A 24008-nucleotide genomic window follows, 5' to 3' on the forward strand; every position below is an offset into this window, starting at 1 on the left:
TCTGACCGCCTTTCCCGGATCAAGCCTGCGAAAGGGCGCCTTCTTCCTTATGCTGAGCGGCTGACTTCACCTGCTCATGCGCTTGGTAGGAGCTGCGGACCAACGGTCCGGATTCGACGTGGCTGAATCCCCGCTGTAATCCCTCTTCCTTTAACTTCGCAAAATCTTCCGGTGGATAATATTTTTGCACATATAAATGTTTCTCGGACGGCTGCAAATATTGACCAATTGTCATAATGTCACAATCGACTTTACGCAGATCATCCATGGTTTGTAAGATCTCGTCCCACTCTTCCCCGACACCTAGCATGATGCTTGATTTCGTTGGAATAGCCGGATTTAATTGCTTCGCACGTTGAAGCAGCTCCAGAGAGCGACGGTATTTCGCTTTAGCCCGAACTTTGTCGGACATTCGCTCCACCGTTTCAATATTATGATTCAGAATATCTGGCTTGGCATTCATGACGATTCGTAGCGATTCAATATCGCCCATAAAATCGGGAATCAATACTTCTACACTGCAAAAAGGTAACCGGCGGCGAATCGCACGAACCGTTTCTGCAAATATAGTAGCACCTCCATCTTTCAAATCGTCGCGAGCCACACTGGTTACGACACAGTGCTTCAAATTCATGTTTTCAGCCGCTTCAGCGACGCGTTCAGGCTCCTGCAAGTCCAGTTCCGTAGGCATTCCCGTATTTACTGCGCAAAAACGACACGCACGCGTACAAGTATCACCCAAAATCATAAATGTAGCTGTCCTATTGGCCCAGCATTCATATATATTAGGGCATCGTGCCTCCTCACATACGGTATGTAATGTCTTGGAACGCATCATGCTCTTGATTTCCTGATAGTTATCGCCTGTCGTAAGTTTAATACGAATCCAGTCGGGCTTAGCTTCCTTCACTTTTCTAGACAATGGCATAGACCTTCTTTCTGATAAGCTTAAGCTGTCATTGCCATACATTATAACATGAAAGCCATGGAAAAACCTCCATTCATTGTTCCCTTTTTGATATGACATTGATGCCGGAAAAAGTAAACTCTTTACATGGATAAAAGCGGCGGATATGGCTCAATCTAAACAAAAGTACCCTATTCACGCTATTGAATACGGGGCCTAGAATTTACCGGGCGATTAAGCCCTTCTATAGGAGGTCGGTTCACGTGCCTTACCCTACGCGGACAGCCCGAGCTGTTCGTTTGTTATCGCTGCTGTTATGCGCTACTACACTGACAACGGCCTGTCCGCTTCCTGCCCATGCCTTTGCCAATCACTTACAGTCCTCGTCCGCCAGAAGCAGCCTGACCGCAAATGTAGATGCTTCACATGCTCAGTCTTCGTCGTATACGTCTAGGCTGGCTCTATATCATTCCATCGAAGCCCTGACTGGAGTTCCTTGGTACAGGCTGGCCGCCATCGACCAGTATGAACGCACACTTACAGTGGCCCATCCCAGGGATCGCAAGCATGCGGAACGGATCATAGGTATTTTCATCACGGGACCAGTCTGGTCCGGTCTGATGAACCCTGATTCGGAGGATCAAAATCCGCGTTCCATTGAACTATTTTCCGGGCTGGGACAAGACGGTTCGGGTGATGGAATCGCTGACCGTAATAATGACAAGGATCTGCTATTCAGCATCGCATCTTATCTCGGAAAGTATGGAAACAACGAGGATGAATTTGGTATTGCCGTTTGGGAATATTACCATAACAGCCGCGCAGTTCAAAGAGTTCAGCAGTTTGCCAAGCTGTATCGGACGTATGGCAAGCTGGATCTGGTCAGTCAAGCCTTCCCTCTTCCTTTAGGCAGCATTTATAGCTACCGCAGCACATGGGGAAGCCGTCGCAGCTGGGGCGGTTACCGTATACATGAAGGAACTGATCTGTTTGCTGGCTATGGAGTTCCAGTTCGCAGTACCTGCTACGGTGTAGTTGAAATGAAGGGCTGGAATCCCTTCGGCGGATGGCGAATCGGAATCCGAGATCTCAACAACCGCTATCACTACTATGCGCATCTTTCCGGCTTTGACAAAACCGTCCACAACGGAGACATCGTTACACCCGGCCAGACGGTTGGCTGGGTCGGAAGCTCGGGCTATGGAAAACCCGGTACCCAAGGCAAGTTTCCACCGCATCTGCACTATGGTATATATCGGGACAATGGCTGGGCAGATTGGTCCTTTGACCCGTATCCGTTATTAAGACAGTGGGAGCAGACCGAACGCAAAGCGCTCAAAACAGGAAAAACAAAAGGGACCTCCTCATAGGGTCCCTTTTGTTTTTCCTGAGCAACTCACGTCACTCCCCTCCGCTCTATGGCGTTGGGGACTGGCTAGAGGTGTTTTGGTCTTCCTGTACCTCTGGAACACTTACTGTGCTGGGATCTACAGCGCCGCTACTCTCTATGGAATGGGGAGGCAACGCCAACTGCGGAGCGGCTGCACCATTTTTACCCACTGGTTTCCCCTGATTGTCATAGTAGTACATCGGAACGTTGCCCACCACCAGCAAATAAGAAACTGGGATTTCCGTCTCCACAATCTGAGGTTGCATCTCAAACGGTATAACCACGGACACTTCCGTCGTAATCCGAATGTACACTTCCACCAAGATCATGTTTATGCCCGCATCCTGTTGACGCGTATTTAAATCCACCTTGATCGCTCCATGCGGCTCCACCTTTAGGGGGACCGTTGGTCCATATGCTGCCAACAGTGGACTGCCCAATGCCTGACCAATCGGAACACTCTCATCAAAATGGCTCATGCTGTCCATCGTTGCCTTGACTGCTTTGAGCGTGTCTGACGTAATTCTCATGTGCTCCGCATAATTCAGAACAAATCCGGAGGTTCTTCCTTGTGCATCCGTTCTCCATTCGATCAAATTATCAGCCGTCTTCCCCTGCTCTACCTGTGCTGTAATTGCTGAATTAATAGCCTCCGTCGCCATTTGTTTGACCCGCACTTTTGCCAGGTGCATCATGGGCGGCTTCAAATGCTGCTCCACATAAGCAGCCACCTGTATGATTCCTACCAGCAGCGCAAGTACCACAATCAAAAATACTCTACGTCTGCCGCGTCGCCTTCTATTGGGTGCGCTGTGCCATTGCGGTCTTCTCATCATCCGATCCCCCCGCAGCGTTGAACTTACCCTACAAGGATATGCAAGGGAGGGACGAAAAAGAAGCCGCCCGTCCGGCAGCTTCTCAAAATGGAATACATATACAATTGCAAATTTCAGGTGCACTTATTATTTGAAAATGCGGTCAATCTTTTCGATATCAGCCTGACTCAATTGGACATTTAGCGTCTTCAGATTCGCCAGCACCTGCTCCGGCCCCTTCGCCCCTGGAATGAGGGCATCAATCGAATCGCGGGTCAAATACCATGCGAGCACAACATGAGCAACCTCTGCATTCAACGCATTGGCAATTTCCCGTACCTGCTCCACTTTGTCCAAATTACGAGCAAATGCATCTCCCTGAAACAGTGGATTTTTTGCTCTGATGTCCGTGAAGGTCATGTCTTTCGTATACTTACCACCCAGCAATCCTGAGGCTAGCGGGAAATAAGGCACAAACGAAATCCCATTTTCCTTGGTATAAGGCAGCAGATCCTTCTCAGCTTCCCGTTGAAACAAATTATATTGGGATTGGAGCACATCTACATAACCGTCACTATTCGCATCCTTAAGTTGTTCAATGGAAAAGTTAGATACGCCAATGGCCTTGATTTTGCCTTCGTCCTTGAGCTTCTTCAGTTCTCCGACCGCTTCTGCCTTCGGCGTAGCTTCATCCGGGAAATGGATATAAAACAGATCGATATAATCGGTCTGCAATCTTTTCAGACTGGATTCGACGGATTCACGTAAAAAAGCAGGCGAGTTGTCAAAAACAACCTCTCCGTTCACAAATTTGTGTGCCCCCTTGGTCGCAATGACCGCTTCCTCACGTTTTCCCCGCTCCTTCAGCACCTCACCGATCAACCGCTCTGAGTGCTCAGGTCCATAAATAAAAGCCGTATCCAGAAAATTGATGCCGTTGTCCAAAGCTGTGCGAACAACTTCTTTACCCGTTTCATCATTCAAACCGGAAAAGAGATTATGTCCTCCCACCTTATTTGCACCCAAACCGATTGGTTTTACATATAGATCTGTTTTGCCAATACGCACTTGCTCTGCCAATTCACGTCATCTCCTTTTCGAAAGTTACTTCCATTTTAATATTAAATTCCAAAAAAATCAAAGTGCGTACCTGGCAGTTGTTCTCATCCTTTAATCCCCGTCAAAGCAATCCCTTCCATAAAATACTTCTGCCCTATGGCAAACAGAATAATAGCAGGCAAGACTACAATTAAAGATGCGGCCATCAAAACGCCCCATTGAGCCGAATATATTCCCTGAAATTGCTGCAGCCCAATCGCCAACGTAAATTTGCTCTCATCATTAAGGTAAACCAGCGGCCCCATAAAATCATTCCATGTATTCAAAAACGTAAACAATCCAATGACCAAAATCGCCGACCTCGACAAAGGCAAAATAATACGGGTGAAAATCGTAAAATGATTGCCTCCATCCACAAATACAGCTTCATCCAGTTCTCGCGGTAGCGTCATGTAGAATTGTCTTAGCAAAAAAATATTAAAAACGCCTCCACCAAAAAACGAAGGTAATACCAATGGAACGTACGAATTAACCATGCCTAATGCCTGCCAACCAATAAATGACGGAATCAGCGTGACTGCAAACGGCAGCATCATGCTGCTTAATAACAAGGCAAATACCTTATCTCTTCCCTTCCATCTCATTCGCGCAAAGCTATAGGCAGAAATGGTACTCGACAGAAGTACACCCGCCAAAGTACCCGCAACGACGATAAATGTATTCACAAAATAGCGCCCAAAGGATAACTCTTCAAACGGCTGTAAAAAATTCTCGAATACAAAAGGCTCTGGAATCCATTTCGGCGGGATCAAAAAAATCTGACTTAAATCCATCATGGAGCTTCGCACCAGCCAGTAAAAAGGAAACATACAAAACAGTGAGCCCACTATGAGAACTGCGTAGAGCAAAACCCTGCTCCAACTCCAACCGCGTTTTTTCATGTTCATGCCCCCCCGCCTTCGTAATACACCCATTTTCGGGCCGTCTTGAACAGAAAGGCAGTGAATACCAAAACGACAATAAAGAGCACCCAAGCAATAGCACAGGCATAACCCATATTCGAAAAAGTAAATGCCTCGCGGAACAAATAAAAGGTATAAAACAAGCTGGAGTTATTGGGTCCACCCTGAGTCATGACGTAAGGTTGAACAAACACTTGAAACCCACCGATGAAGCCCATAATCGTATTAAAAAAAATAGTGGGCGATGTCAATGGAATTGTAATATACAAAAGCTTATGAAGAGCGTTTCCACCGTCAATTTCAATGGCTTCATAATAATGTCTAGGGATATCTTGCAAGCCTGCCAGAAAAATAATCATGGTTCCTCCAACGGTCCACAAACTCATTAAAACCAGAGTAGGAACTACCGACCCTTCGCTATAGATCCACTGACTTTCAGGCAAATGCAGCGCACGCAGCACCACATTTAGCAAGCCAAGATCCGGATCAAACAGCCACATCCAGATCATAGACGATGCTATGAGTGGCACAATGGTAGGGAGATAGAAAACAGTCCTGAAAAAAGCCAGACCTTTTACCTTTTGATTAAGTAATATTGCCAAAAAGAAAGCTACAATAATTTGCAAGGGCACACTCAGAAACACATAATAAAACGTAACCCCGAGTGATTTATAAAAAAATTGATCCGTACCGTCAAATAAGTGGACGTAATTATCCAGACCGATAAAATGGGCCTGTGAAGCAACCTTGTAATCGGTAAGACTGAACCAGAGACTAGCGATCATCGGTCCCAGAACAAAAATGACAAAGCCGAGAATAGCAGGGGCGGCAAAAAGCCACCCCAACCAATTTTCCTTCTTACGAATAGAAGATAATGATTGCATTCTATCCCTCTCTTTCTGTCAAAACACTCACCCTATTCTTTTGGATACGTCCCTTTAAATTCCGCGTTAGCCTTTACGGAAACCTCCTTGAATGCTTGCTCCACCGTTTTCTTGCCCAGCCATACCTGATCCAGCGCCGGGTTAATGATAGCATTGATTTTTTCCGAGTTTTTCAGATAATAGTCGTAAGAATTGACACCGTTATGCAGCGTTTGGTTCATGACAGCATCACGGTAACCATCGGCATGACCTGGTTTGACATCGGCCCATTTGCTAATCAAGTCTGGTTCGGTGTACCACTTTTTCATGACAGGCATCCACAATCCGCTGGAATGCATGTCAAGTCCGCTTTCAGCATCCAGCAAGAATTTATAAAACATCCATGCTTCTTTAGGATGTTTGGTTTTGGCAGAAATCACTTCCGGTTCGCCAAACAGGATCGTTTTGCTGCTCTTCAGCTTGGGTAACACGCCTACACCAAAATTCACCTTCGATTCTCCAAGATCCAATTGAACCCACTGTCCATCCAGATCCATCGCTACACGCTTACTTTGTAGTGCTACGGCCGGGGAAGGTATATTTTTGGACTGCGTTGGCGACGGTGCCACATGATAAACGTTGATCAGATCAGCCATTTTCTGAACAGCTTCAATCACATCAGGGCTCTCAAGATTAAGCGAGTCCCCTTTGTCTGAAATGACACTTGCGTTATTGGAAGGCACAAGCAAATGCCACATCCATGTATCAAACCGAACTCCATACTGTTTAATGTTACTTGCATCGAAATTGGGACTGAGCGCATTATTTCCCGCTTTATCAATGGTCAGCTTTTGTGCTGTCTCTAAAAACTGCTCCCATGTCCAAGCCTCCTCAGCCTTTACTGGCGGCAAAGCAACACCAGCCTCATCAAACAAATCTTTATTGTAATAAAGCGCGAAAGCTTCCTCAGTTACCTTGATCCCAGCCACTTTGTCCTTATCCCAATAGATGACTGAATTAGGAATAAGACTTTCCTTCGTTAGCTCCTTATCCTCCTTCAAAAATTCATTTAAATTATATAGTTTGCCTTGTTCAGCCCATTGCAGAGCCTGTGCTTTATAAATGGGAAATACATCGGGTGCCTGATTGGCGGCAAACATCGTCGTTAATTTGGTTACGTAATCCCCGGGGATATGCATATAGTTAATTTTGATCCACGGATATTTCTCTGTAAATTTTTTAGCGATTTCCTGCTGAACCTTCTTTTCATTGGTGCTACCCCAACTGGCATAGGTCAGTGTCACTTGCTCGTGACCCTGCAAATCAACTGGTTTGCTGCTGCTCTCATTTGAACTACAGGCTGACATAAGCCCAACGATCAAGCACATGCAGACGATCCATAATTTTCGTTTTAACAAGAGTAACGCCCCCAAACCGTTTATTTTTTTATCTTTTCGTTTGTTGCTTCGTCACTAAACTCATTTTAGCAAACGCTTACATTTTTAAAAGTCGTACTCTCATTGGATTGGTGTCATTTGATTAGATCTATGAATTTCTCCGATGCGAATCAGGACGAATGTCCCTTTACCTGCTGGCGAGTGGAGCGTAACGCCATAATCCATTCCATATAATAGCCGTACTCTTCTGTCTACATTTTTAATGCCCGTTGATCTGATTTCTCCAGCTTGAATTCGGCGTATATGTTCTTCTTGAATTCCTAATCCATTATCCTCCACTTTAAAACACACCAATTGCTTCTCGATCCAGGCTGTGATCCTAATCAGACCCCCTGATTCCATTTCGGCGAAGCCGTGAATAATTGAATTCTCCACAAAAGGCTGCAAGAAAAGTTTGGGAACCTCCACCTGAAGCAAAATGGGATCAATATCATATTCCACCGTGAACTTGTCCTCAAAGCGATTCTGCATAATATAGATGTATTTTTCCAGCCAATTCAGATCGGTTTCCAAACTCCATGTATCGTTTTTATTTCGAGTAGTAATTTGCAGCATTTCCGCCAGACTAATGATCAATTGGCCTAGTTCCTGCTGTTTATGTTCTAAGGCGATCCAATACATGGTCGTTAAAGTGTTATACAAAAAATGGGGATTCAGCTGTAAATTAAGTGCCATTAACTCCGACTCTTTGGCTCGTAGACGTGACTTGTAATTTTCCTCGATTAAATCTTTAATTTTTTCATTCATTTGATTAAACCGAATCACCAGGTCTCCCAATTCATCATAGCCACGCACAGGAATTCGAATATCAAAATGCCCTTTCTCCATTACTTTCATCGCCTGTTTCATATCTGTGATGGGCTTACTGATGTAAACAGACAGTAAATAAGCAAGAATAACAGCGACGAGCATCATAAAGCCTAAAAAAAACACCGTGTAGGTGCGAATCGTTGATAGATGTCCCAATACATCTTCCATGGGAATGGCTATATAAGATACCCAGCCCGTCGTCTTCATCGCTTCGTAAACCAGTAATATGCTTTGACCTTTAACATTTACCATTTTCATCCCTTGTTCCGAAGTAATGGCATCCTTAAGCCAATCCGCCACGGGCTCCCCCACTTGTTGCTGTCTATCCGAACTCATGACCATCCCGTTTTTATCATGAATCATGCCATAGGATAGATGTGCAAATCCGCTGCGGGCTGCATAATCTTCAAAGCCCCCTTTTAACAAGTCAGGACGAAAATTCAATATAAGTATAGGTTTTTCCTTTCCCTCCGGAAGCGTATGAAAGGTTCCTGCATCATCTAATGCAGTCAAATGGAGCTGCTTTACCACAGCAAATAAAGAACTAAACTCATAGGAGCCTCGTTTTAAATCCTGCTGATGGAATGTATCGGCATACGAATAAGCGGGAATCCATTGGGTAGCCCCTTCTGCTTCCACCGCCGTTGTTGCCAACGGAGAAGAATAGAACGGCTTAACGGGAATATACATCCGATCAGTGCTTCCATATGCATAATTTTGAGTCATAATTTGGGAAGCATACACTTCCTCCATATTGCCAAAGTATCTGTACAAAATTTTTGTAATGCTGCGATCAGCTCGTAACAGCGATGAAGAATCCGTAGTATCCACGTTCATAATGGTCTGAAGAAGATCATGGTCGATCGGAATCATATCTACGGTTTTTTGAATAGCTGTCAGCTTGTTATCCAGCAGCTGGTTATTACTACGCAGAACGCTTGTAACGCTATCTGTTACATTTGTAGTAATATTCCGTGCGCTCGTTTCAAAGTAAACGAAACCTAGGATCAAAACGATAAAACCAGACAACAAAAAATAGGACAGCATCAATTTCGTACGAAAGCTACTGTCCAAAAATTTTTGATACATATATTTAACTTGGCGCATCGTATCTTCCTTTCACCTAACAATCAGTTGAATTTCCTACGAAATTCTTCCGGCGTGTGCATTACGTTTTTTTTGAACACTTTAAAAAAGTATTTGATATCTTTATAACCAACCTGTCTACTAATTTCTGCGACCTTGGCGTCTGTATGCAGCAGTAAGTGCTGAGCCTTTTGCATTCTGAGCTTCACCATATATTCCGTGAACGAGAGCCCAAAATAATTTTTGAACAGAATGCTAAAATAGGACGCATTATAGTGGAAGCGCCGGGCCACGATCTCCAGACTTAGGTCTTCATGTAGATGTGCATCTAGAAATTCCTTGCACTTGTTCATAATGGGTTCGCCTTTGGAGCCGCTATGAAGCTCAAGAATCAGCTCTTTTAACCATGTTGCAACACCATCCTCAAGATTCCGAAGATAGGTTGCCCCTTCGACAGCTTTGTTCAAACGTTCCGAGAAACGTGAGTAGACTTCCTCACTCCACCCTATATTTAACCGTTGTAAACTAACCAACAGAAGGTGTACCAATTTAGCTTTAAGCGCTTCAGGTGCAGGATACCCTTGTGTCACTTGTCCAATGAAATTTTTCACCTGACCCAATAGCTGATCGGGCTCTCCATTAGAGATAGCGCTTTCAATGAATTTAAAAAAGGCCCTTTGTTCGTGTGCGCTCATTTCCTGTACTGGCTGCTCATCATCTGAAACGACAAGGTTCAAACATCTGATGTGAGGTGTATAAAAACGCATGGAGATCAGGCCAACGGCCTTTTCGTGAGATTGGTTTATTTGCATTTCATCAAAATCAAAAGGCTGACCCCAAGCAAACCAGATTGAAATCGCTTGCTGTTGCTCCAACTTTTTCAGTCCAGCTTGAAGGGCGCTTTTGGCCTCCTTGCTTTCAGCCCTATCCTTCCAATTCACTACTGCAACCACATGGTCTTTACGGGATTCGAGTGGAAACACGACAGAAGACGCCCAAGGTCGCAATATTTCAACAACCGTATTACGGAGCTGAGAATCCCACATATGTATATCCTCCGGGTGGGCCGCCGATGCTCCCAACGCGAGAACTTCTCCTACCCCACGCCATCCAAAGTGACTCTTTAATAGGATTTTCTCATTAGGCTGTAATTTGTCTGTCACGCATTTGCTAAACAAATGCTCCACAAATGCAGGCATACTCTGCTCGATCTGATTCAACGCTGTTTGATTCCCAATCAGTGCTTCCTGCTCCTCTACAATGATCTTCTCCATATGTTGAATCACTTCAATGAGCTGCTGCGATTGCACCGGTTTCACCAAATAATCATTCGCCCCGTACCTCACCGCCTGCTGTGCATAGCTAAATTCCTGGTAGACTGTCACTAAAATAACTTTGGTCTCATGCTGACCAGATGTTCTCAATTGTTGAAGATATTCAAGTCCATTCATGATCGGCATTTGAATATCTGTAAAAACGATTTGGATCGGTTTGGATAACGAAATGGTCAGAGCATCTTTCCCGTTCTTGGCTTCCCATACCTCGTATTCGGGACGTAGATCCCTGACCATGGCAGCCAAACCTCGACGCTGTCTAGTTTCATCATCCACAACAAGTACTCCCAGCGGGATCGAATTCACTGACTCCCCTCCTGTTCGTTTTCATACACGCATTTTTTTTCAGTATAACACTTACAGGTGGGAGCCGATCCTATTTTCTTTTTCGCTTCATACCGCGGATAGTCGTTTTCGTTGCCTGATCCACCCGATATGATTCCGTGATTTTTTGCAGTGCTTTGTTGAAGGTAAAATCATCCAATGTATTATGACTTAAATACGCCATTGTTACCTCGGGCAGCTTGATATAACAGATCGATATCGCCCATGCTACTGCCATTTGTACATAATAATCCTCACGATGGGTCTGATCCAGTAAAGTAAATACCCGGTTCATATACTGTTCCTCAATATAAAAATTTAGAAGCATAACCACACCAAACCGAATTTCATATTCTTTCTTGGAGAATAGATAGGGCTGAATAAACTCCCATACCCGTTCTTTATGATGTTTCGTGATTTTCAATCCGGCACAGAAGCTGTCACATACGGACCAATTATCAATTTTAGGAACAAACTTGGCGGTATAACTCAAAACTTCCTCTATATCTGTTTTTACAGAACCAATCACCATACCTTGCAGCATTACTTCTTCGAAGTGTTCACTTTCAGCGGTCTCCAGGTAGAGACGCCAATCTCCTTTGGCAATATTTTGAGCTAGCTTACGCAGCACTGGCAGACGTACACCCAGCACATTATTAATCGTCGGAAGCAATGCAGCCGTAAATTTCTGAAAATCCGCATCCACGTATGACAGTATCTGTTCTCTGATTGTTTTCTCCATCGTTTCCACTCCCTGATTCTTAACGAAATGAAATACTCCACAAATAAATAGAGGCCACCGAACCATAAGGCGAATAAACTCGGCGGTACTCCTCAAATTGCTGCTTGGTCAATGTATCTAGATGGTACAACTTCATCATTCCCCGTCGAATAGCCATATCGCCCCAACTGACGACATCTGGACGCTCCATACAATTAATCAGCATCATTTCAGCCGTCCAAGGTCCTATCCCTTGCAGCGAGGACAATTTCTGGATCACCTGTGCATCGGAAAGCTCATATAATTCCTGTAAATCCAACAGGCCCTGCTCGATCGTTTGGGCTATATTTAGAATACATGTGGCCTTTTTCATGGTGATGCCACAGCTTTGAATTTCTAAAGCCGTCTGAACGGCTATATTTTGTGGAGTAATCACCCCTAACTTCTCCTGCATCCTTGCCCATATGGTTTGAACCGCCTTGGCCGATATAAGCTGTCCCACAATCGCATGAACGAGCGCCGCGAACAGGTCGGGAATGATGATCCGTTCTACCTTGCCCATTTGCGTCATCGCTGCACCAAGTACGGTGTCTACGTTTTTTAGATAATTGATTTCCTTTTCTCCATAATCAAAGTTTTTGGTCATTACGGTTTGCATTCGTTCTCCCGCTGCCCCCTTATATGTTCACTCATGATTCAATGGCATGGACTGCTTTTACATCAAGGTTCGAATCCTTCTTTGCTCACATAGAGCTGCTCTTTCGGGAAAACATGGAGAAAACGTTCATAAACCGCCTTATAGGCAGCAGGATGATACCATTCTTCCAGCCCCAATGACTCGTACAACGCACCAATTTTTAAGCTACGCGTTCGTCTTCCCCCACTGCCGTCTCCCATAAAATAATCATCAATACAGACACGGTTGACCAGAGGCAACAGCTTATCTGCAAAATGTTCACTGCTTGGAAGCATCGGAGCAATCGTAGCTTGCGTCGGTACACCTGCCTCCCTTAAAAGATGCAGCGTTTGGAGACGAGCCTGGATGGGAGGAGCCTCCGGGGTAAAATGTTTGTGTATATCTTCTCGATCTGTTTCTACAGTCATACTCACACGAACACGATCCCCCAATCGGAGCAGTAAATCGGTATCCCGCCGTACCAGTGGACTGCGCGTCTGTAAAAAGAGAAAATCAGGTGGATCCTCCACCATCACCTCCAGCAGAGACCGGGTCACCTCTTCCTTGTACTCGGCAGGCTGATAAGGATCTGTGCTTGATGACATAAAAATCGTGACTTTACCTTTCGATTTGGCTCTGCGAAGCTCCTTGCGAAGAATATCTGCCGCCTGATTTTTTATATCAACCCATGTTCCCCACGCTTCCTTCCGAAATGTAGAGACTGGCAATTGGCGTACATAGCAATACGAGCAACCAAAGGTACAACCTGTATACGGGTTCAACGAATGTGTATACCCTGACAAGAAGCCAGTCCCTTTATTCAAAAGAGTCTTGGGGGATTTGTAATACTCATTTTTCATACTGAACCGATGCCACACTTTCCTTTTCGAGCTGCAAAAGCTTCACCTTCATGTCCAACCCACCCCGATATCCGGTCATAGCTCCATTTTTACCAATAACCCGATGACAAGGGACGGTGACCAAAATCGGATTAGCACCGATGGCAGCCCCCACCGCACGAACAGAGGCTGGCTTTTGAATAGCGTTGGCAATGTCTGAATAGGATACTGTTTCCCCATACGGAATATCACACAACGCATTCCAAACCGCCATCTGGAACGCAGTCCCATGAAAGTCAAAGGGCAATGTAAATTGGGTCCGCTCCCCTTGGAGATATTCAATCAGCTCCTTGGCATAGGGCTGTAAAGCAGCATCCTCTTCAACTAAAGGACTGCCGGGAAATCGCCTTCCCGCCCATGAAAACAATTCCTCTACAGGTTGATTGGGCGAACCTACATAACATAGTCCTTCCGATGTAGCTGCAATATATAAATTCCAATCCTCATGTGTCAACAATGACCAATAGATCGTTTTATTTATTTGCTGTGCCATGCTGTGTACCTCCATTTTGTGTTGCATTCAATTTGAGTTGGCGATATTGCAATGGGGTGTAGCCTGTATTCTTTTTAAATAACGTAATAAAGTAAGGTGCATTGCACAGACCTACGTTCTCCCCCACTTCCGCAACAGATATATCTGAGCAAATGAGTAGCTTTTTCGCTTGTTCCAACCTGGTCTGCTGTATATATTCCATTGGCGTTAGATGCATGATCCGCTTGAAGGTACGATGTAAATGATACGGACTTCCATGACTTATCTCAGCCAGGATGTGCAATGTTAAGTCCTTCATATAGTTAGAATTCACGTATTCTGTAACCAGTGCGATCCATTCATGATCAGGCAATCGTTGTCCTGTCGGTTTACATCTTTTGCATGGACGAAAATGCTGGGCCAATGCCTGCTCTGCTGTTTTAAAAATACGGATGTTCTCTCTTTTGGGAGGTCTGGATTTGCAGGAGGGGCGACAAAATATTCCCGTTGTCTTCACAGCGTACAAAAATACCCCATCATATGACTTGTCGTTTTCTACAATAGCTCTCCACTTGTCGTCAGTTATGGATAAATCGGATGTGCTCATTCAAATCACCTCTCTTGTGCAATGTGGCCTCCCCACATATCTATGGCAGAATTTTTCTAAATCCGTCTGTCTAAATTATAGACTAAATAGTGAACATATGTACCCCTCTTGGAATGTAAAGGCAAGATAACGAAAAAAAGATGACTCCCCGCGGAGCCACCTTTGATCTTACTTATCTATCTTATTTAGGCTTGCAGCTTGCTCGGTTTGGCGGTAATCGTCAACTCATCTGAAGGAGGCTGATATTCCTTTGACCAATACTCGGCATTTGAAATACCTGCCTTCTCCGGGTCAAACACCGGGTCCAGCCCTTGCCTCCGCTGCTGTTCGTAATCCTTAAGCACAAGAAGAGCAGGCTTGGCCAACAGAATCATAGCAATCAGGTTCACCCAAAGCATAATGCCGACACCCATATCCCCCAGTGTCCACGCCAGAGCCGATTCCTTGACGACCGTTCCATAGAACGTCGAACCCAGAATAACAAGCTTTAGGACGAACATAGGCCATTTGGCTTTACGGTCGGCAACCAGGTAGGCCATATTTGTTTCTGCGATGTAATAATACGCGATAATGGTCGTAAATGCGAAAAAGAACAAGGTAATGGACAGCAGACTCGATCCAAAACCGGGAAATACCGATTCAATAGCAGCCTGTGTATATTGGGTTCCCTCTTCAACACCCGGGAGATGCTGTACAATAAAATCGCCACCAGGTCCCTTCACGTTGTACATACCTGTGAATAAGACCATAAAAGCCGTAGACGTACAGACTAAAAAGGTATCCACATACACGGAAAATGCCTGAACTAGCCCCTGTTTTGCGGGATGAGACACTTCCGCGGCTGCTGCCGGATGCGCACCTGAGCCTTGTCCGGCTTCGTTGGAGTAAATGCCCCGTTTTACGCCCCAGGCAATCGCCGTCCCTGCCATACCGCCGAACACAGAATCCACGCCAAAGGCACTGCGAAAAATCAGCGAAAATACATCGGGAAGCGCAGTAATATTCGTCATCATAATATAAAAAGAGACAAGGATGTAGCCAAGTGCCATAAACGGTATGACAACCTGAGCCACATTGGCAATCCTTTTTACACCTCCAAAAATGATAAGCGCCAGCAACACGACTACTACTATCCCGGAAACCTTCATATCCATGCCAAACGAGCTATGAAAAGCTACGGCAATAGAGTTCGATTGAGTTCCCGGCATCAGTAAACACATCGCGACCAACGCAGCAACCGCAAAAATGACGGCAAACCATTTAAAGCCTGTCCCTTTTTCAATATAAAAGGCCGGGCCGCCTCGGTACTGACCATCGCGCTTTACCTTATATACCTGAGCCAGTGTGGATTCAACAAACGCAGTAGCCGATCCGATAAAAGCCATGACCCACATCCAAAATATCGCCCCGGGTCCACCCATACCGACTGCCAATGCAATCCCAGCAATATTTCCCGTCCCTACACGCCCCGATAGCGCCATCGTAAAGGCCTGAAAAGAGGATACACCTGCCTCTGAACTTTTCCCTTTAAATACTAGACGGATCATCTCTCTGAAATGCCTGATTTGTAGGAATCGAGTCATGATCGAAAATAATAGTCCCACGCCCAAACAGACATATACCACAGGATTGCTCCAAATGACGCCGTTTACTGCCTCTGCCCACTGCTCTAACATTCCTTGTATTTCCCCCTGATCAATCAATTGATTTTCTAGTCTATGTTTTCAGAAAATTTGCATAATTACAAAAAATTATAGATTAGTTTTTACCCCCATACAAGTTAATTTAATTGACATATTGTCAATTACAAGTGAGCTTACCGGCTACATAAAATGACGACAAAAAAGCTCTGATGATCCGGGAATGTGGACCATCAGAGCTTTATTCTTAAGACATCAGGCGATGCCCTCTTTCTCATTTGAAGCACTAGACAATTTCAACAGTGGGGACTGCTCCGTTACCTCTCCTTGAGCGATTGGGAGGATCTCAACATATTGGGAAGAGTTTGTAATGATAACTGGCGTAATCGTAGGATAACCCTCTGCCCTGATTTGCTCAACATCAAACTCAAGCAGTAGATCCCCAGCTTTTACCTCGTCGCCTTCTTTGATATGGGAAGTAAAATATTTACCGTCCAGCTTGACTGTATCTACTCCAACATGAATCAAAACCTCTGCGCCATGGGGTGAAACAATCGCAAGCGCATGTTTTTTCTTGAACGCCACAGTGATGGTTCCATCGAAAGGGGCCACGACTCTGCCCGTTGTCGGTTGGATGGCGATACCTTTGCCCATAGCCTCTGAAGCAAATGCAGGATCTGGAACTTCTGTTAGAGCTACCACAGTTCCTTCAATCGGGCTAAGTACCTCTTCATTGGAAACATCGGTTGGTGAGGTTGATTCATTAGCCGAATTGTCGGTGGTTTCTTCCGCTTCGACCGGGTCCTCAAATCCTAAAATATAGGTCAAAATTGCCGACACCAGAAATGAAACCGTAATCCCTAAAATCAATCCCGGGAATCCTTGTCCTCCAGGTCCGTAAAAGATTGGTAAGGTCAGCAACCCAGGTGCGCCAGAGGCAAATGCTTGCGTTCCCGCTTGACCGATAATGGCACCACCGGCGGCGCCGCCGATAATACCTGCAATAAACGGACGTTTCAGTGGCAACGTAACCCCATAAACTGCTGGCTCCGTGATGCCGAATAAAGCGGTAAGTGTAGCGGAACCCGCCAGCGTTTTCAGCTTTTTATTTTTCGTTTTCAGCATAACACCGAACGCTGCGCCGGTTTGAGCAAAGACGGAAGCCGAAGCAGCGGGCTTAATGCCATCCCGGCCGTTGACAGCAATGTTATTAATAAATACAGGTATAAGCCCCCAGTGAACACCAAAAATAACGAGCAGCTGCCAGCAAGCACCAAGGATTGCTCCAGCCAGCAACGGACTAAAGCTGAACGCAGCAACGAGTGCGGTAGCGATTGCGTTGCCCACATACACCCCGACTGGACCAAAGACCATCAGGGTCAGAGGAAGCATAATTACAAGTAGAATCAAAGGTGTAATAAAGTTTTTAACGCTCTCGTGGATCACTCGATTGCACCATTTTTCCAGCTTACTCATGACGATGACGGCTAAAATGATCGGAATAACGGTAGATGAATAACTCATCATAACAATAGGAATACCGAAAAAGTCCGTAGGTGTACCTTCCGTTTTTAGCGTGACAATGGTCGGGTAAAGCAACCCTCCGGCAATGGTCAGGGCAACGAAGATATTACCTCCGAATTTCCGTGCCGTTGTAACCGCTAACAAGAGAGGAAGAAAATAAAACAAACTGTCGGCCGCAGCATACAAAATCATATAGGTAGTGTCTTTCGGTAGCAACCAGCCGAGGTTGCTCGCAATCAGCAGCAGACCTTTCAGAATACCGGACCCCGCCATAACTCCGAGCAACGGTGCAAAAATGCTGGAAATTACGTCGATTACGGCGCCAAATCCTTTGTTGCCTTTAGCTGAATGATCTTCTTTTCCAGTTTCATTCAAAATATTGGATACTTTGCCGATTGCATTATATACCTCTGGTACTTTGTTGCCGACTACAACCTGGAACTGACCACCGCTTTGCTTTACCGTGATAATTCCATCGGTTTTTTCCAGCTTTCCCTTGTCTGCTTTTGCCTCATCTTTTAGCACAAAACGCAGGCGAGTGGCGCAGTGAACGAGCGATATTACATTTTTTTCGCCACCTACCAGGTGTACAATTTCCTTAGCCAGTTTTTCATTACTCATGATGGACACCTCCATGTTCTAAGGGGCTTTTTACATATTTAGGCACACAAAAAACCTAAGCCTTGAAAAATGGTGGGCACTTTATTCCCGCAATTTTTCATGACTTAGGTTTTGCCTGCATAACCAGTAACAATCCCAGTTAAAACTTATTAAATTCCTGTTACTATCATAATATAATTAATCTACCATATTTGTCAACAAAAACTTTTAATCATATATTTTTGATCCTTTTTAGTCGAAAAAGTTCGACTTATCTATTCACCACCCGTTCAATATGCACGGTCAGATATAGCTTTTCTTCATTAGTCAATTCGTGGTTGTATTCTTTTTGCACAAAAGCACCAATTTTCTCTGTGCAAGCAGCTGCTTCCTTGTGCTTTTCCTTAATCATGTCATACAAATGATCATAGTTATTTTCGTAGTGATTTCCCTTAAATACGCGCTGAGCGAAAAATTTCAGATGCGTAATAAAGCGGAAATAGCTCAGAGAGTCCTCGTCAAAATCGACCTTAAAGTGATATTTTGCAATATTGATAATTTGCTGGATAAACTTCGTGATACTCATGGTCGTAATGACTTCCTCGTTCATTTCAGCATTCACGATGTGAATCGCAATATAAGCTGCTTCGTCCACAGGCAGTTCAATACCGAGCCTTTGTTTGATTTGCTCCAACGTTTTCAGACCAATTGCGAATTCTTCTTTATACAGCTGCTTGACTTCCCACAATAACGCGTTTTTGATTTCCAATCCTTCCCGGTATCTTTCAACAGCGAAATTGATATGATCGGTCAGCGAAACATAAATATTTTCGTTCAGCTTTCTGTTCAGATTATGCTTGGCATCATTAATGACTTCCTCCACAATCACGATCAAATCAAGCGGTACCTCACGCAACAACATTTTAAAGTTATCGGACGTCTGCTTGTTTTTCAGGGCAAATACCTTCTGAATTCTGGTTTCGTCTACTTTGTCTCCAGGCTTTTTCTTAAAAGCAATCCCCCGACCCATTACCACGAGTTCGGTACCGTCCGTCTGGTAGACGCTGATTACATTGTTGTTGATGACCTTTGCTATGTTCATCTTGATCCCCCGTTCCATATGCCAGCAAGAGCCACACTTGCTCCATCCTCTTTATTGTAAACAGAAAAAAAACCGAAGCACGCCAAATAAACAAGACTGTAACATCTTCTTATTTGTGGCTTAGGTTTTGCCTGCTACGCAGTAACAATCCTAAAAATGATGGAATTGCGTCAAGTATAGCCCGAAGAGGAACGATTGTCAACGCTTTCAATGAAGAAACGAAGATCGGAAATTCCCGTGGGCCCGGGACATCCGATCCTATTTTCTTGTGGTACGATTATTCGCCCAAATTTTCTCCGTCGGAATGAATTACGTTTTTGTACCAGTGGAAGCTTTTCTTTTTAATACGTTTCAATGAACCGTTGCCTTCGTTGTCGCGGTCCACATAAATATAACCGTAGCGTTTTTTCATCTCTCCTGAGGAAGCGCTGACAATGTCAATAGGTCCCCAACTTGTGTAACCGATAATTTCGACTCCGTCTTGAAGAGCCTCACCCATTTCGGCAATATGCCGCTTGAGATAGTCGATCCGGTAATCGTCGTTAACTTCTCCTTCAGGCGAAACCACATCATTGGCACCAAAACCGTTTTCCACTACGAACAGAGGCTTTTGGTAACGGTCATGCAATTGGTTGGCTGTGATGCGGAATCCTTTTGGATCGATCGTCCAACCCCATTCGGACTTGTCCAGATATGGATTGGCCACAGAGCCAAACACATTGCCGCTGGTCATGTTCTTGACGATTTCCGGGTCTGTGCTGGTCGTCCGGCTTGAATAATAGCTGAATCCGATATAGTCAACGGTATGATCTTTCAGAATGGCTGCGTCGCCTGATTCCATCTCAATGTTTAATCCATGATCCTTGAAGAAGCGCTTCGCATAACCAGGATATTCGCCGCGTGACTGTACATCAATGAAGAAGTAGGACTCGCGGTCTTTTTCCATGCCCTGATACACATCTTCGGGATTACACGTATACGGATAGAAGCTGCCGGCAGCAAGCATACAACCAATCTTGGCATCCGGGATAATCTCGTGACACGCTTTTACAGCCAGCGCGCTTGCCACAAGCTGATGATGTGCAGCCTGATACTGAATCTGTTTAACGTTTTCACCTTCTTGAAAAACAAGACCGGCGCCGAGAAACGGCAAATGGAGAAGCATGTTAATCTCGTTGAATGTCATCCAGTATTTCACTTTATCCTTGTAGCGGGTGAATACTGTTTTAGCATAGGTTTCAAACAGGCCTACCAGCTTCCGGCTCCGCCAGCTTCCATATTTCTCGACCAGATCCACTGGCACGTCAAAATGAGCGAGGGTAACGACTGGCTGAATGCCATGTTTATGCAACTCGTCGAACAAGTCATCGTAGAATTGCAAACCTGCTTCATTTGGAGTAGCGTCTTCTCCTGTTGGAAAAATACGAGCCCAGGCAATGGAAACACGCAGCGCCTTAAATCCCATTTCTGCAAATAGCGCGATATCCTCGCGATAGTGGTGATAGAAATCAATGGCTTCGTGGGAAGGATAGAATTCGCTTTCAAGTGGAGTCAGCGAGGGAACATTCCCTTTCATTATGCTTCTTCTCTTCTCTCCGGTAGGCAGCAGATCCACCAGACTCAATCCTTTACCGTCTTCCAAATAAGCGCCCTCGGCCTGATTGGCAGCAAGAGCACCGCCCCATAAAAAGTCTTTAGGAAAAATAAAGCTGGTCATAAACGTTCTCCTTCCAAATGTGTGATAAAGGGGTTCCTAGAGGGTGGGTGATGGATATAAAAAAACCCAAACCAGCCTGTATACACTTGCAGTGTAAACAAGCCAATTCAGGTTATGCCCTATCGGTAACATCCCATGAAAAGGTTATACGTATTTGATTGAAACTCTAACAAAGATTTGGGAACCTGTCAAATTCATTTGATATAATAACACGCAATTAACAAACCAACAGCATTACGTCAATCGCCTATTGGGTAATGAATAGAACCATGAAAGAAACCCCAGATAAACGACTTTACGAAAGATACCTGGCTGTTCGTCTTTGTCTGGAAGGGCACATGTTTTCGGAAAGTCGCTAATTTAAGATATTTTGTTGCAAGAAATTTAGAAAATCCCTTTGCATAGAGCCAAGAGGAATAATTTTTTTGATTATCTTGAACCTCCAATGCTGTCCTTTAATGTTAAATGACCAGATTGCAGAAGACAGATATATAGAATGATATTTTTGTTCTTGTAAATCAGCTACTTCAAATTCAACTTTTTCTACTACTTTAGATGAAAATAGATTGAGGAAAAGGATGATAATCCTATCATTATTTAGGAGTAATATAGCTCGACTTGTACAAGCTGAAAGACTCTGAGGAGTTGAATAGCAGATAAGCATGTTAGGTTCTCTATGCGATTCAGTTAGCTTATTAATAGTTTTTTTGTTAATGAATATCATAATCAAATACCTTTCTATTTGTTACTATATAAACCGCAATTAAGATCATAACCTAACCAGTAGCCGACCAATTGTTTCTAGCGGTTGTTCATTGATTCGTTTCATAAACCGGCCGGCATGAACTTAATCTTATAAAACCTCTAAAAAAACACGTTATTCGCCACATTGGATTTAAGCCATAGCCCCCTCGACTGGATCAGGTTGGGACTATAGGGCGGAAGAAAGGCCAGGTGCAGGCGTGGATGTTCCTAGTCTCAATTGACAATATAAATAGTCCCATTTGATGTTATAAACCACACCAGCAGCCCCGTGTTCATTCTCTTAGTTTCGTTGTCTCATCGCCTCAAATAATAGCACCGTAGAAGCCATTGCTGCGTTCAGTGATTCCGCTTGCCCCTGCATCGGAATGAATACCGACTCATCCACCATGCGCGCGGTAGCAGCAGAAATACCTTGGCCTTCGTTTCCGATCACAAGCCAAGTGGAAACACGCAAATCTATGGTATAGCATGACAAGCTCGCATCCAGTGAGGTGCTGAGCAAGCGGGCACCTTTACTTTTGGCCTGCGGTAAAAGCTCCTCCAGACTGCCTTCAATCACTGGCAGGTGAAACAACGATCCCATCGTGGAGCGGATCGTTTTGGGATTGTACAGGTCGGCGCAGCCATGACCCAATATTACGCCTGCGGCTCCAGCAGCGTCCGCGCTGCGGATGATGGTGCCTACATTGCCGGGGTCCTGCACCCCGTCCAGCACCATCACCAGTGCATCCGGCTGCTCCAGCAATGCCGGGAATGCGCTGCGCTCCTCCTTACGCACGATGGCAAAGACCGACTGCGGCGTCTTCGTATCGGTGCATTTTGCAATGACCGCCGCTGACACGGGAACCCATTCCACCGGCTGGTCGGCTGGATCCAGGCCATTCAGCTCGGCGGGAATGCTCTTGTCCAAATCATAGGCGACGGTTTCGACAGCCGCGTCTGAACGCAGCGCTTCCTGCACCAGATGAATACCCTCGACAATATATTTATGCTGCCGTGTGCGATGCTTTTTCTCCAGCAGTTGCGCCCACTCTTTTACACGCGCATTATTCGGTGAAATGATTTCCATTCGTTTAACCTTCCATTTCTTTGTCCGTTTCTTAAAAATAAATAATGTATCACTTCACTTATACTTGAACATCAAGCCTTCATTAGGCTACAAATGCCAGCTCCAGCTTGGTCAGATCATCCTTGTGGCCCACAATGACAAGTACATCACCCGGCTCCAGACGATCTTCGGCATAAGGTGAAATGTTCATTTCCTGATTTCTGCGAATCGCCATCACATTGCAGCCGAAGCGTGCACGTATGTCTAGCTCCTTCAGGTTTTTGCCAATCATGGAATCGGCGGCTCTCATCTCCAAAATACTGTAGTCCTTGGACAGCTCGATATAATCCAAAATGTTGGGAGATGTCAAATGATGGGCTACCCGTAACCCCATATCCCGTTCAGGATAAACGACTTTATCCGCACCTATTTTTTGCAGCACTTTCCCGTGCAATTCATTTTGTGCCTTGACCACAAGGGCTGGTACGCCCATGTCCTTGAGAATCAATGTCGTCAGAATACTGGCCTGTATATCTTCGCCAATTGCAACTACGATTACGTCAAAATTACGGATACCCAGCGCTCGCAGCGCTTCCTCATCCGTCGAGTCAGCAGATACCGCATGCGTCACAATATTCGACATTTCCTGTGTACGCTGCTCGTCCGAGTCAATAGCCAGCACATCAAAACCCATCTCACTCAGCGCACTGGCAACACTGGAACCAAAACGGCCCATGCCAATGACCGCATACTGTTTTTTTGCCATTCCTTCTTTACCTCCCGATCACCATACTGTCCGTCATAGTATAGCATATCATGCTACAAACATAAATTTTGACATACTTATGCCAAATGCTTCTTCATGTATACTGGACAACAGCCCAAGCCATAATACATTCGACCACTACTACAACATACGGGAGGTACACATGCCCATTACAATGGATTTACGACAAGCAATTGTTCACAAAGTACACGGCAAATCAGAAGCTGATCTTACGGACATGATTATTGGGTCAGTGGACGGACCGGAGGCCGCTTTGCCTGGATTGGGTGTCATTCTTGAAATTGCTTGGAAGCATATGAGTCCAAACCAGCAGCACGATTTCGTCCATTTGGCACATGAACAAATCGATAAAATCAAACCCGTACCTTTAACCTAGCTCTAGCTATTTAACTTTTTGTTCCGATTTAATTGTGCTCATTATTTTACCCGTATTCGAAAATGAG

20 protein-coding genes and 1 pseudogene are annotated in these 24008 nt (G+C 44.9%); 2 read left to right on the forward strand and 19 right to left on the reverse strand.

The features are described from left to right. Positions 1-19: 19 nt before the first annotated feature. A complete protein-coding gene (lipA, locus tag BM358_RS18275; protein WP_028541417.1) occupies positions 20-922 on the reverse strand; it encodes a lipoyl synthase in 903 nt (300 codons plus the stop codon). A 248-nt stretch (positions 923-1170) separates the two neighbouring features. Between lipA and BM358_RS18280 the strand changes: the two genes are divergently transcribed. Continuing rightward, positions 1171-2277 (forward strand): M23 family metallopeptidase, encoded by a 1107-nt coding sequence (locus BM358_RS18280; protein ID WP_023990212.1) that lies wholly within the window; start codon positions 1171-1173, stop codon positions 2275-2277. Between the two features lie 46 nt (positions 2278-2323). Here BM358_RS18280 and yunB read toward each other — a convergent pair whose 3' ends face one another. The 18 genes and pseudogenes from yunB to BM358_RS18375 form a co-directional block, all read right to left on the reverse strand. Beyond that, on the reverse strand, positions 2324-3133 hold the full coding sequence (yunB, locus tag BM358_RS18285; RefSeq protein WP_023990213.1) for a sporulation protein YunB: 810 nt from the start codon (positions 3131-3133) through the stop codon (positions 2324-2326). 126 nt (positions 3134-3259) lie between these two features. Next, positions 3260-4192, reverse strand: coding sequence for an aldo/keto reductase (locus tag BM358_RS18290; RefSeq protein WP_028541415.1), 933 nt, complete (start codon positions 4190-4192; stop codon positions 3260-3262). A gap of 83 nt (positions 4193-4275) precedes the next feature. Further along, a complete protein-coding gene (locus tag BM358_RS18295; RefSeq protein WP_028541414.1) occupies positions 4276-5112 on the reverse strand; it encodes a carbohydrate ABC transporter permease in 837 nt (278 codons plus the stop codon). Between the two features lie 2 nt (positions 5113-5114). Then, the gene (locus BM358_RS18300; protein WP_028541413.1) at positions 5115-6017 is read right to left on the reverse strand and encodes a carbohydrate ABC transporter permease; all 903 of its coding nucleotides are present in this window, start codon (positions 6015-6017) and stop codon (positions 5115-5117) included. Positions 6018-6049: 32 nt separating this feature from the next. Then, positions 6050-7414 (reverse strand): ABC transporter substrate-binding protein, encoded by a 1365-nt coding sequence (locus BM358_RS18305; RefSeq protein ID WP_028541412.1) that lies wholly within the window; start codon positions 7412-7414, stop codon positions 6050-6052. A gap of 99 nt (positions 7415-7513) precedes the next feature. Beyond that, entirely contained in the window at positions 7514-9370 is a 1857-nt protein-coding gene (locus BM358_RS18310; RefSeq protein ID WP_028541411.1) for a histidine kinase, read from the reverse strand. Positions 9371-9393: 23 nt separating this feature from the next. Further along, on the reverse strand, positions 9394-10989 hold the full coding sequence (locus tag BM358_RS18315) for a response regulator transcription factor (protein WP_028541410.1): 1596 nt from the start codon (positions 10987-10989) through the stop codon (positions 9394-9396). A gap of 70 nt (positions 10990-11059) precedes the next feature. Further along, the gene (locus tag BM358_RS18320; protein WP_023990220.1) at positions 11060-11749 is read right to left on the reverse strand and encodes a DNA alkylation repair protein; all 690 of its coding nucleotides are present in this window, start codon (positions 11747-11749) and stop codon (positions 11060-11062) included. A 19-nt stretch (positions 11750-11768) separates the two neighbouring features. Next, positions 11769-12386 carry a DNA-3-methyladenine glycosylase family protein gene (locus BM358_RS18325; protein ID WP_028541409.1) on the reverse strand — a complete coding sequence of 206 codons (618 nt, stop codon included), beginning with the start codon at positions 12384-12386 and terminating at the stop codon, positions 11769-11771. Between the two features lie 62 nt (positions 12387-12448). Continuing rightward, positions 12449-13264 (reverse strand): SPL family radical SAM protein, encoded by an 816-nt coding sequence (locus BM358_RS18330; protein WP_028541408.1) that lies wholly within the window; start codon positions 13262-13264, stop codon positions 12449-12451. Further along, a complete protein-coding gene (locus tag BM358_RS18335; RefSeq protein WP_028541407.1) occupies positions 13254-13796 on the reverse strand; it encodes a methylated-DNA--[protein]-cysteine S-methyltransferase in 543 nt (180 codons plus the stop codon). The genes BM358_RS18330 and BM358_RS18335 overlap by 11 nt, the downstream gene beginning before the upstream one ends. Continuing rightward, entirely contained in the window at positions 13777-14382 is a 606-nt protein-coding gene (locus BM358_RS18340) for a bifunctional transcriptional activator/DNA repair enzyme AdaA (RefSeq protein WP_028541406.1), read from the reverse strand. Before BM358_RS18340 ends, BM358_RS18335 begins: the two co-directional genes overlap by 20 nt. 185 nt (positions 14383-14567) lie before the next feature. After that, positions 14568-16058: an alanine/glycine:cation symporter family protein gene (locus BM358_RS18345; protein WP_028541405.1), complete on the reverse strand. Its 1491-nt coding sequence runs from the start codon at positions 16056-16058 to the stop codon at positions 14568-14570. 219 nt (positions 16059-16277) lie between these two features. Beyond that, complete coding sequence (locus tag BM358_RS18350; RefSeq protein WP_028541404.1) at positions 16278-18167, reverse strand: beta-glucoside-specific PTS transporter subunit IIABC; 1890 nt, start codon at positions 18165-18167, stop codon at positions 16278-16280. 250 nt (positions 18168-18417) lie between these two features. After that, the gene (gene licT, locus BM358_RS18355) at positions 18418-19248 is read right to left on the reverse strand and encodes a BglG family transcription antiterminator LicT (protein WP_023990227.1); all 831 of its coding nucleotides are present in this window, start codon (positions 19246-19248) and stop codon (positions 18418-18420) included. Between the two features lie 277 nt (positions 19249-19525). Then, entirely contained in the window at positions 19526-20965 is a 1440-nt protein-coding gene (locus BM358_RS18360) for a 6-phospho-beta-glucosidase (RefSeq protein WP_028541403.1), read from the reverse strand. 1045 nt (positions 20966-22010) lie between these two features. Continuing rightward, positions 22011-22799: a TrmH family RNA methyltransferase gene (locus BM358_RS18370; protein ID WP_028541401.1), complete on the reverse strand. Its 789-nt coding sequence runs from the start codon at positions 22797-22799 to the stop codon at positions 22011-22013. Positions 22800-22881: 82 nt separating this feature from the next. After that, positions 22882-23547, reverse strand: a pseudogene (locus BM358_RS18375) (TrkA family potassium uptake protein); the annotation flags it as partial. Between the two features lie 160 nt (positions 23548-23707). Here BM358_RS18375 and BM358_RS18380 point away from each other — a divergent pair. Continuing rightward, a complete protein-coding gene (locus tag BM358_RS18380; protein WP_016819939.1) occupies positions 23708-23941 on the forward strand; it encodes a small acid-soluble spore protein SspI in 234 nt (77 codons plus the stop codon). The last annotated feature ends 67 nt before the right edge of the window (positions 23942-24008 follow it).

Origin of the sequence: Paenibacillus sp. cl130, assembly GCF_900116035.1 — a bacterium.
Classification (GTDB): Bacteria; Bacillota; Bacilli; order Paenibacillales; family Paenibacillaceae; genus Paenibacillus; species Paenibacillus polymyxa_B.

Excerpts from the sequence above, each read along its gene's own strand:
- yunB (WP_023990213.1), bottom strand. The coding sequence starts at position 3,133 with ATGATGAGAAGACCGCAATGGCACAGCGCACCCAATAGAAGGCGACGC.
- BM358_RS18295 (WP_028541414.1), bottom strand. The coding sequence starts at position 5,112 with ATGAAAAAACGCGGTTGGAGTTGGAGCAGGGTTTTGCTCTACGCAGTT.
- BM358_RS18300 (WP_028541413.1), bottom strand. The coding sequence starts at position 6,017 with ATGCAATCATTATCTTCTATTCGTAAGAAGGAAAATTGGTTGGGGTGG.
- BM358_RS18310 (WP_028541411.1), bottom strand. The coding sequence starts at position 9,370 with ATGCGCCAAGTTAAATATATGTATCAAAAATTTTTGGACAGTAGCTTT.
- BM358_RS18320 (WP_023990220.1), bottom strand. The coding sequence starts at position 11,749 with ATGGAGAAAACAATCAGAGAACAGATACTGTCATACGTGGATGCGGAT.
- BM358_RS18325 (WP_028541409.1), bottom strand. The coding sequence starts at position 12,386 with ATGCAAACCGTAATGACCAAAAACTTTGATTATGGAGAAAAGGAAATC.
- BM358_RS18330 (WP_028541408.1), bottom strand. The coding sequence starts at position 13,264 with ATGAAAAATGAGTATTACAAATCCCCCAAGACTCTTTTGAATAAAGGG.
- BM358_RS18335 (WP_028541407.1), bottom strand. The coding sequence starts at position 13,796 with ATGGCACAGCAAATAAATAAAACGATCTATTGGTCATTGTTGACACAT.
- BM358_RS18340 (WP_028541406.1), bottom strand. The coding sequence starts at position 14,382 with ATGAGCACATCCGATTTATCCATAACTGACGACAAGTGGAGAGCTATT.
- BM358_RS18345 (WP_028541405.1), bottom strand. The coding sequence starts at position 16,058 with ATGTTAGAGCAGTGGGCAGAGGCAGTAAACGGCGTCATTTGGAGCAAT.
- BM358_RS18350 (WP_028541404.1), bottom strand. The coding sequence starts at position 18,167 with ATGAGTAATGAAAAACTGGCTAAGGAAATTGTACACCTGGTAGGTGGC.
- licT (WP_023990227.1), bottom strand. The coding sequence starts at position 19,248 with ATGAACATAGCAAAGGTCATCAACAACAATGTAATCAGCGTCTACCAG.
- BM358_RS18360 (WP_028541403.1), bottom strand. The coding sequence starts at position 20,965 with ATGACCAGCTTTATTTTTCCTAAAGACTTTTTATGGGGCGGTGCTCTT.
- BM358_RS18370 (WP_028541401.1), bottom strand. The coding sequence starts at position 22,799 with ATGGAAATCATTTCACCGAATAATGCGCGTGTAAAAGAGTGGGCGCAA.
- BM358_RS18380 (WP_016819939.1), top strand. The coding sequence starts at position 23,708 with ATGCCCATTACAATGGATTTACGACAAGCAATTGTTCACAAAGTACAC.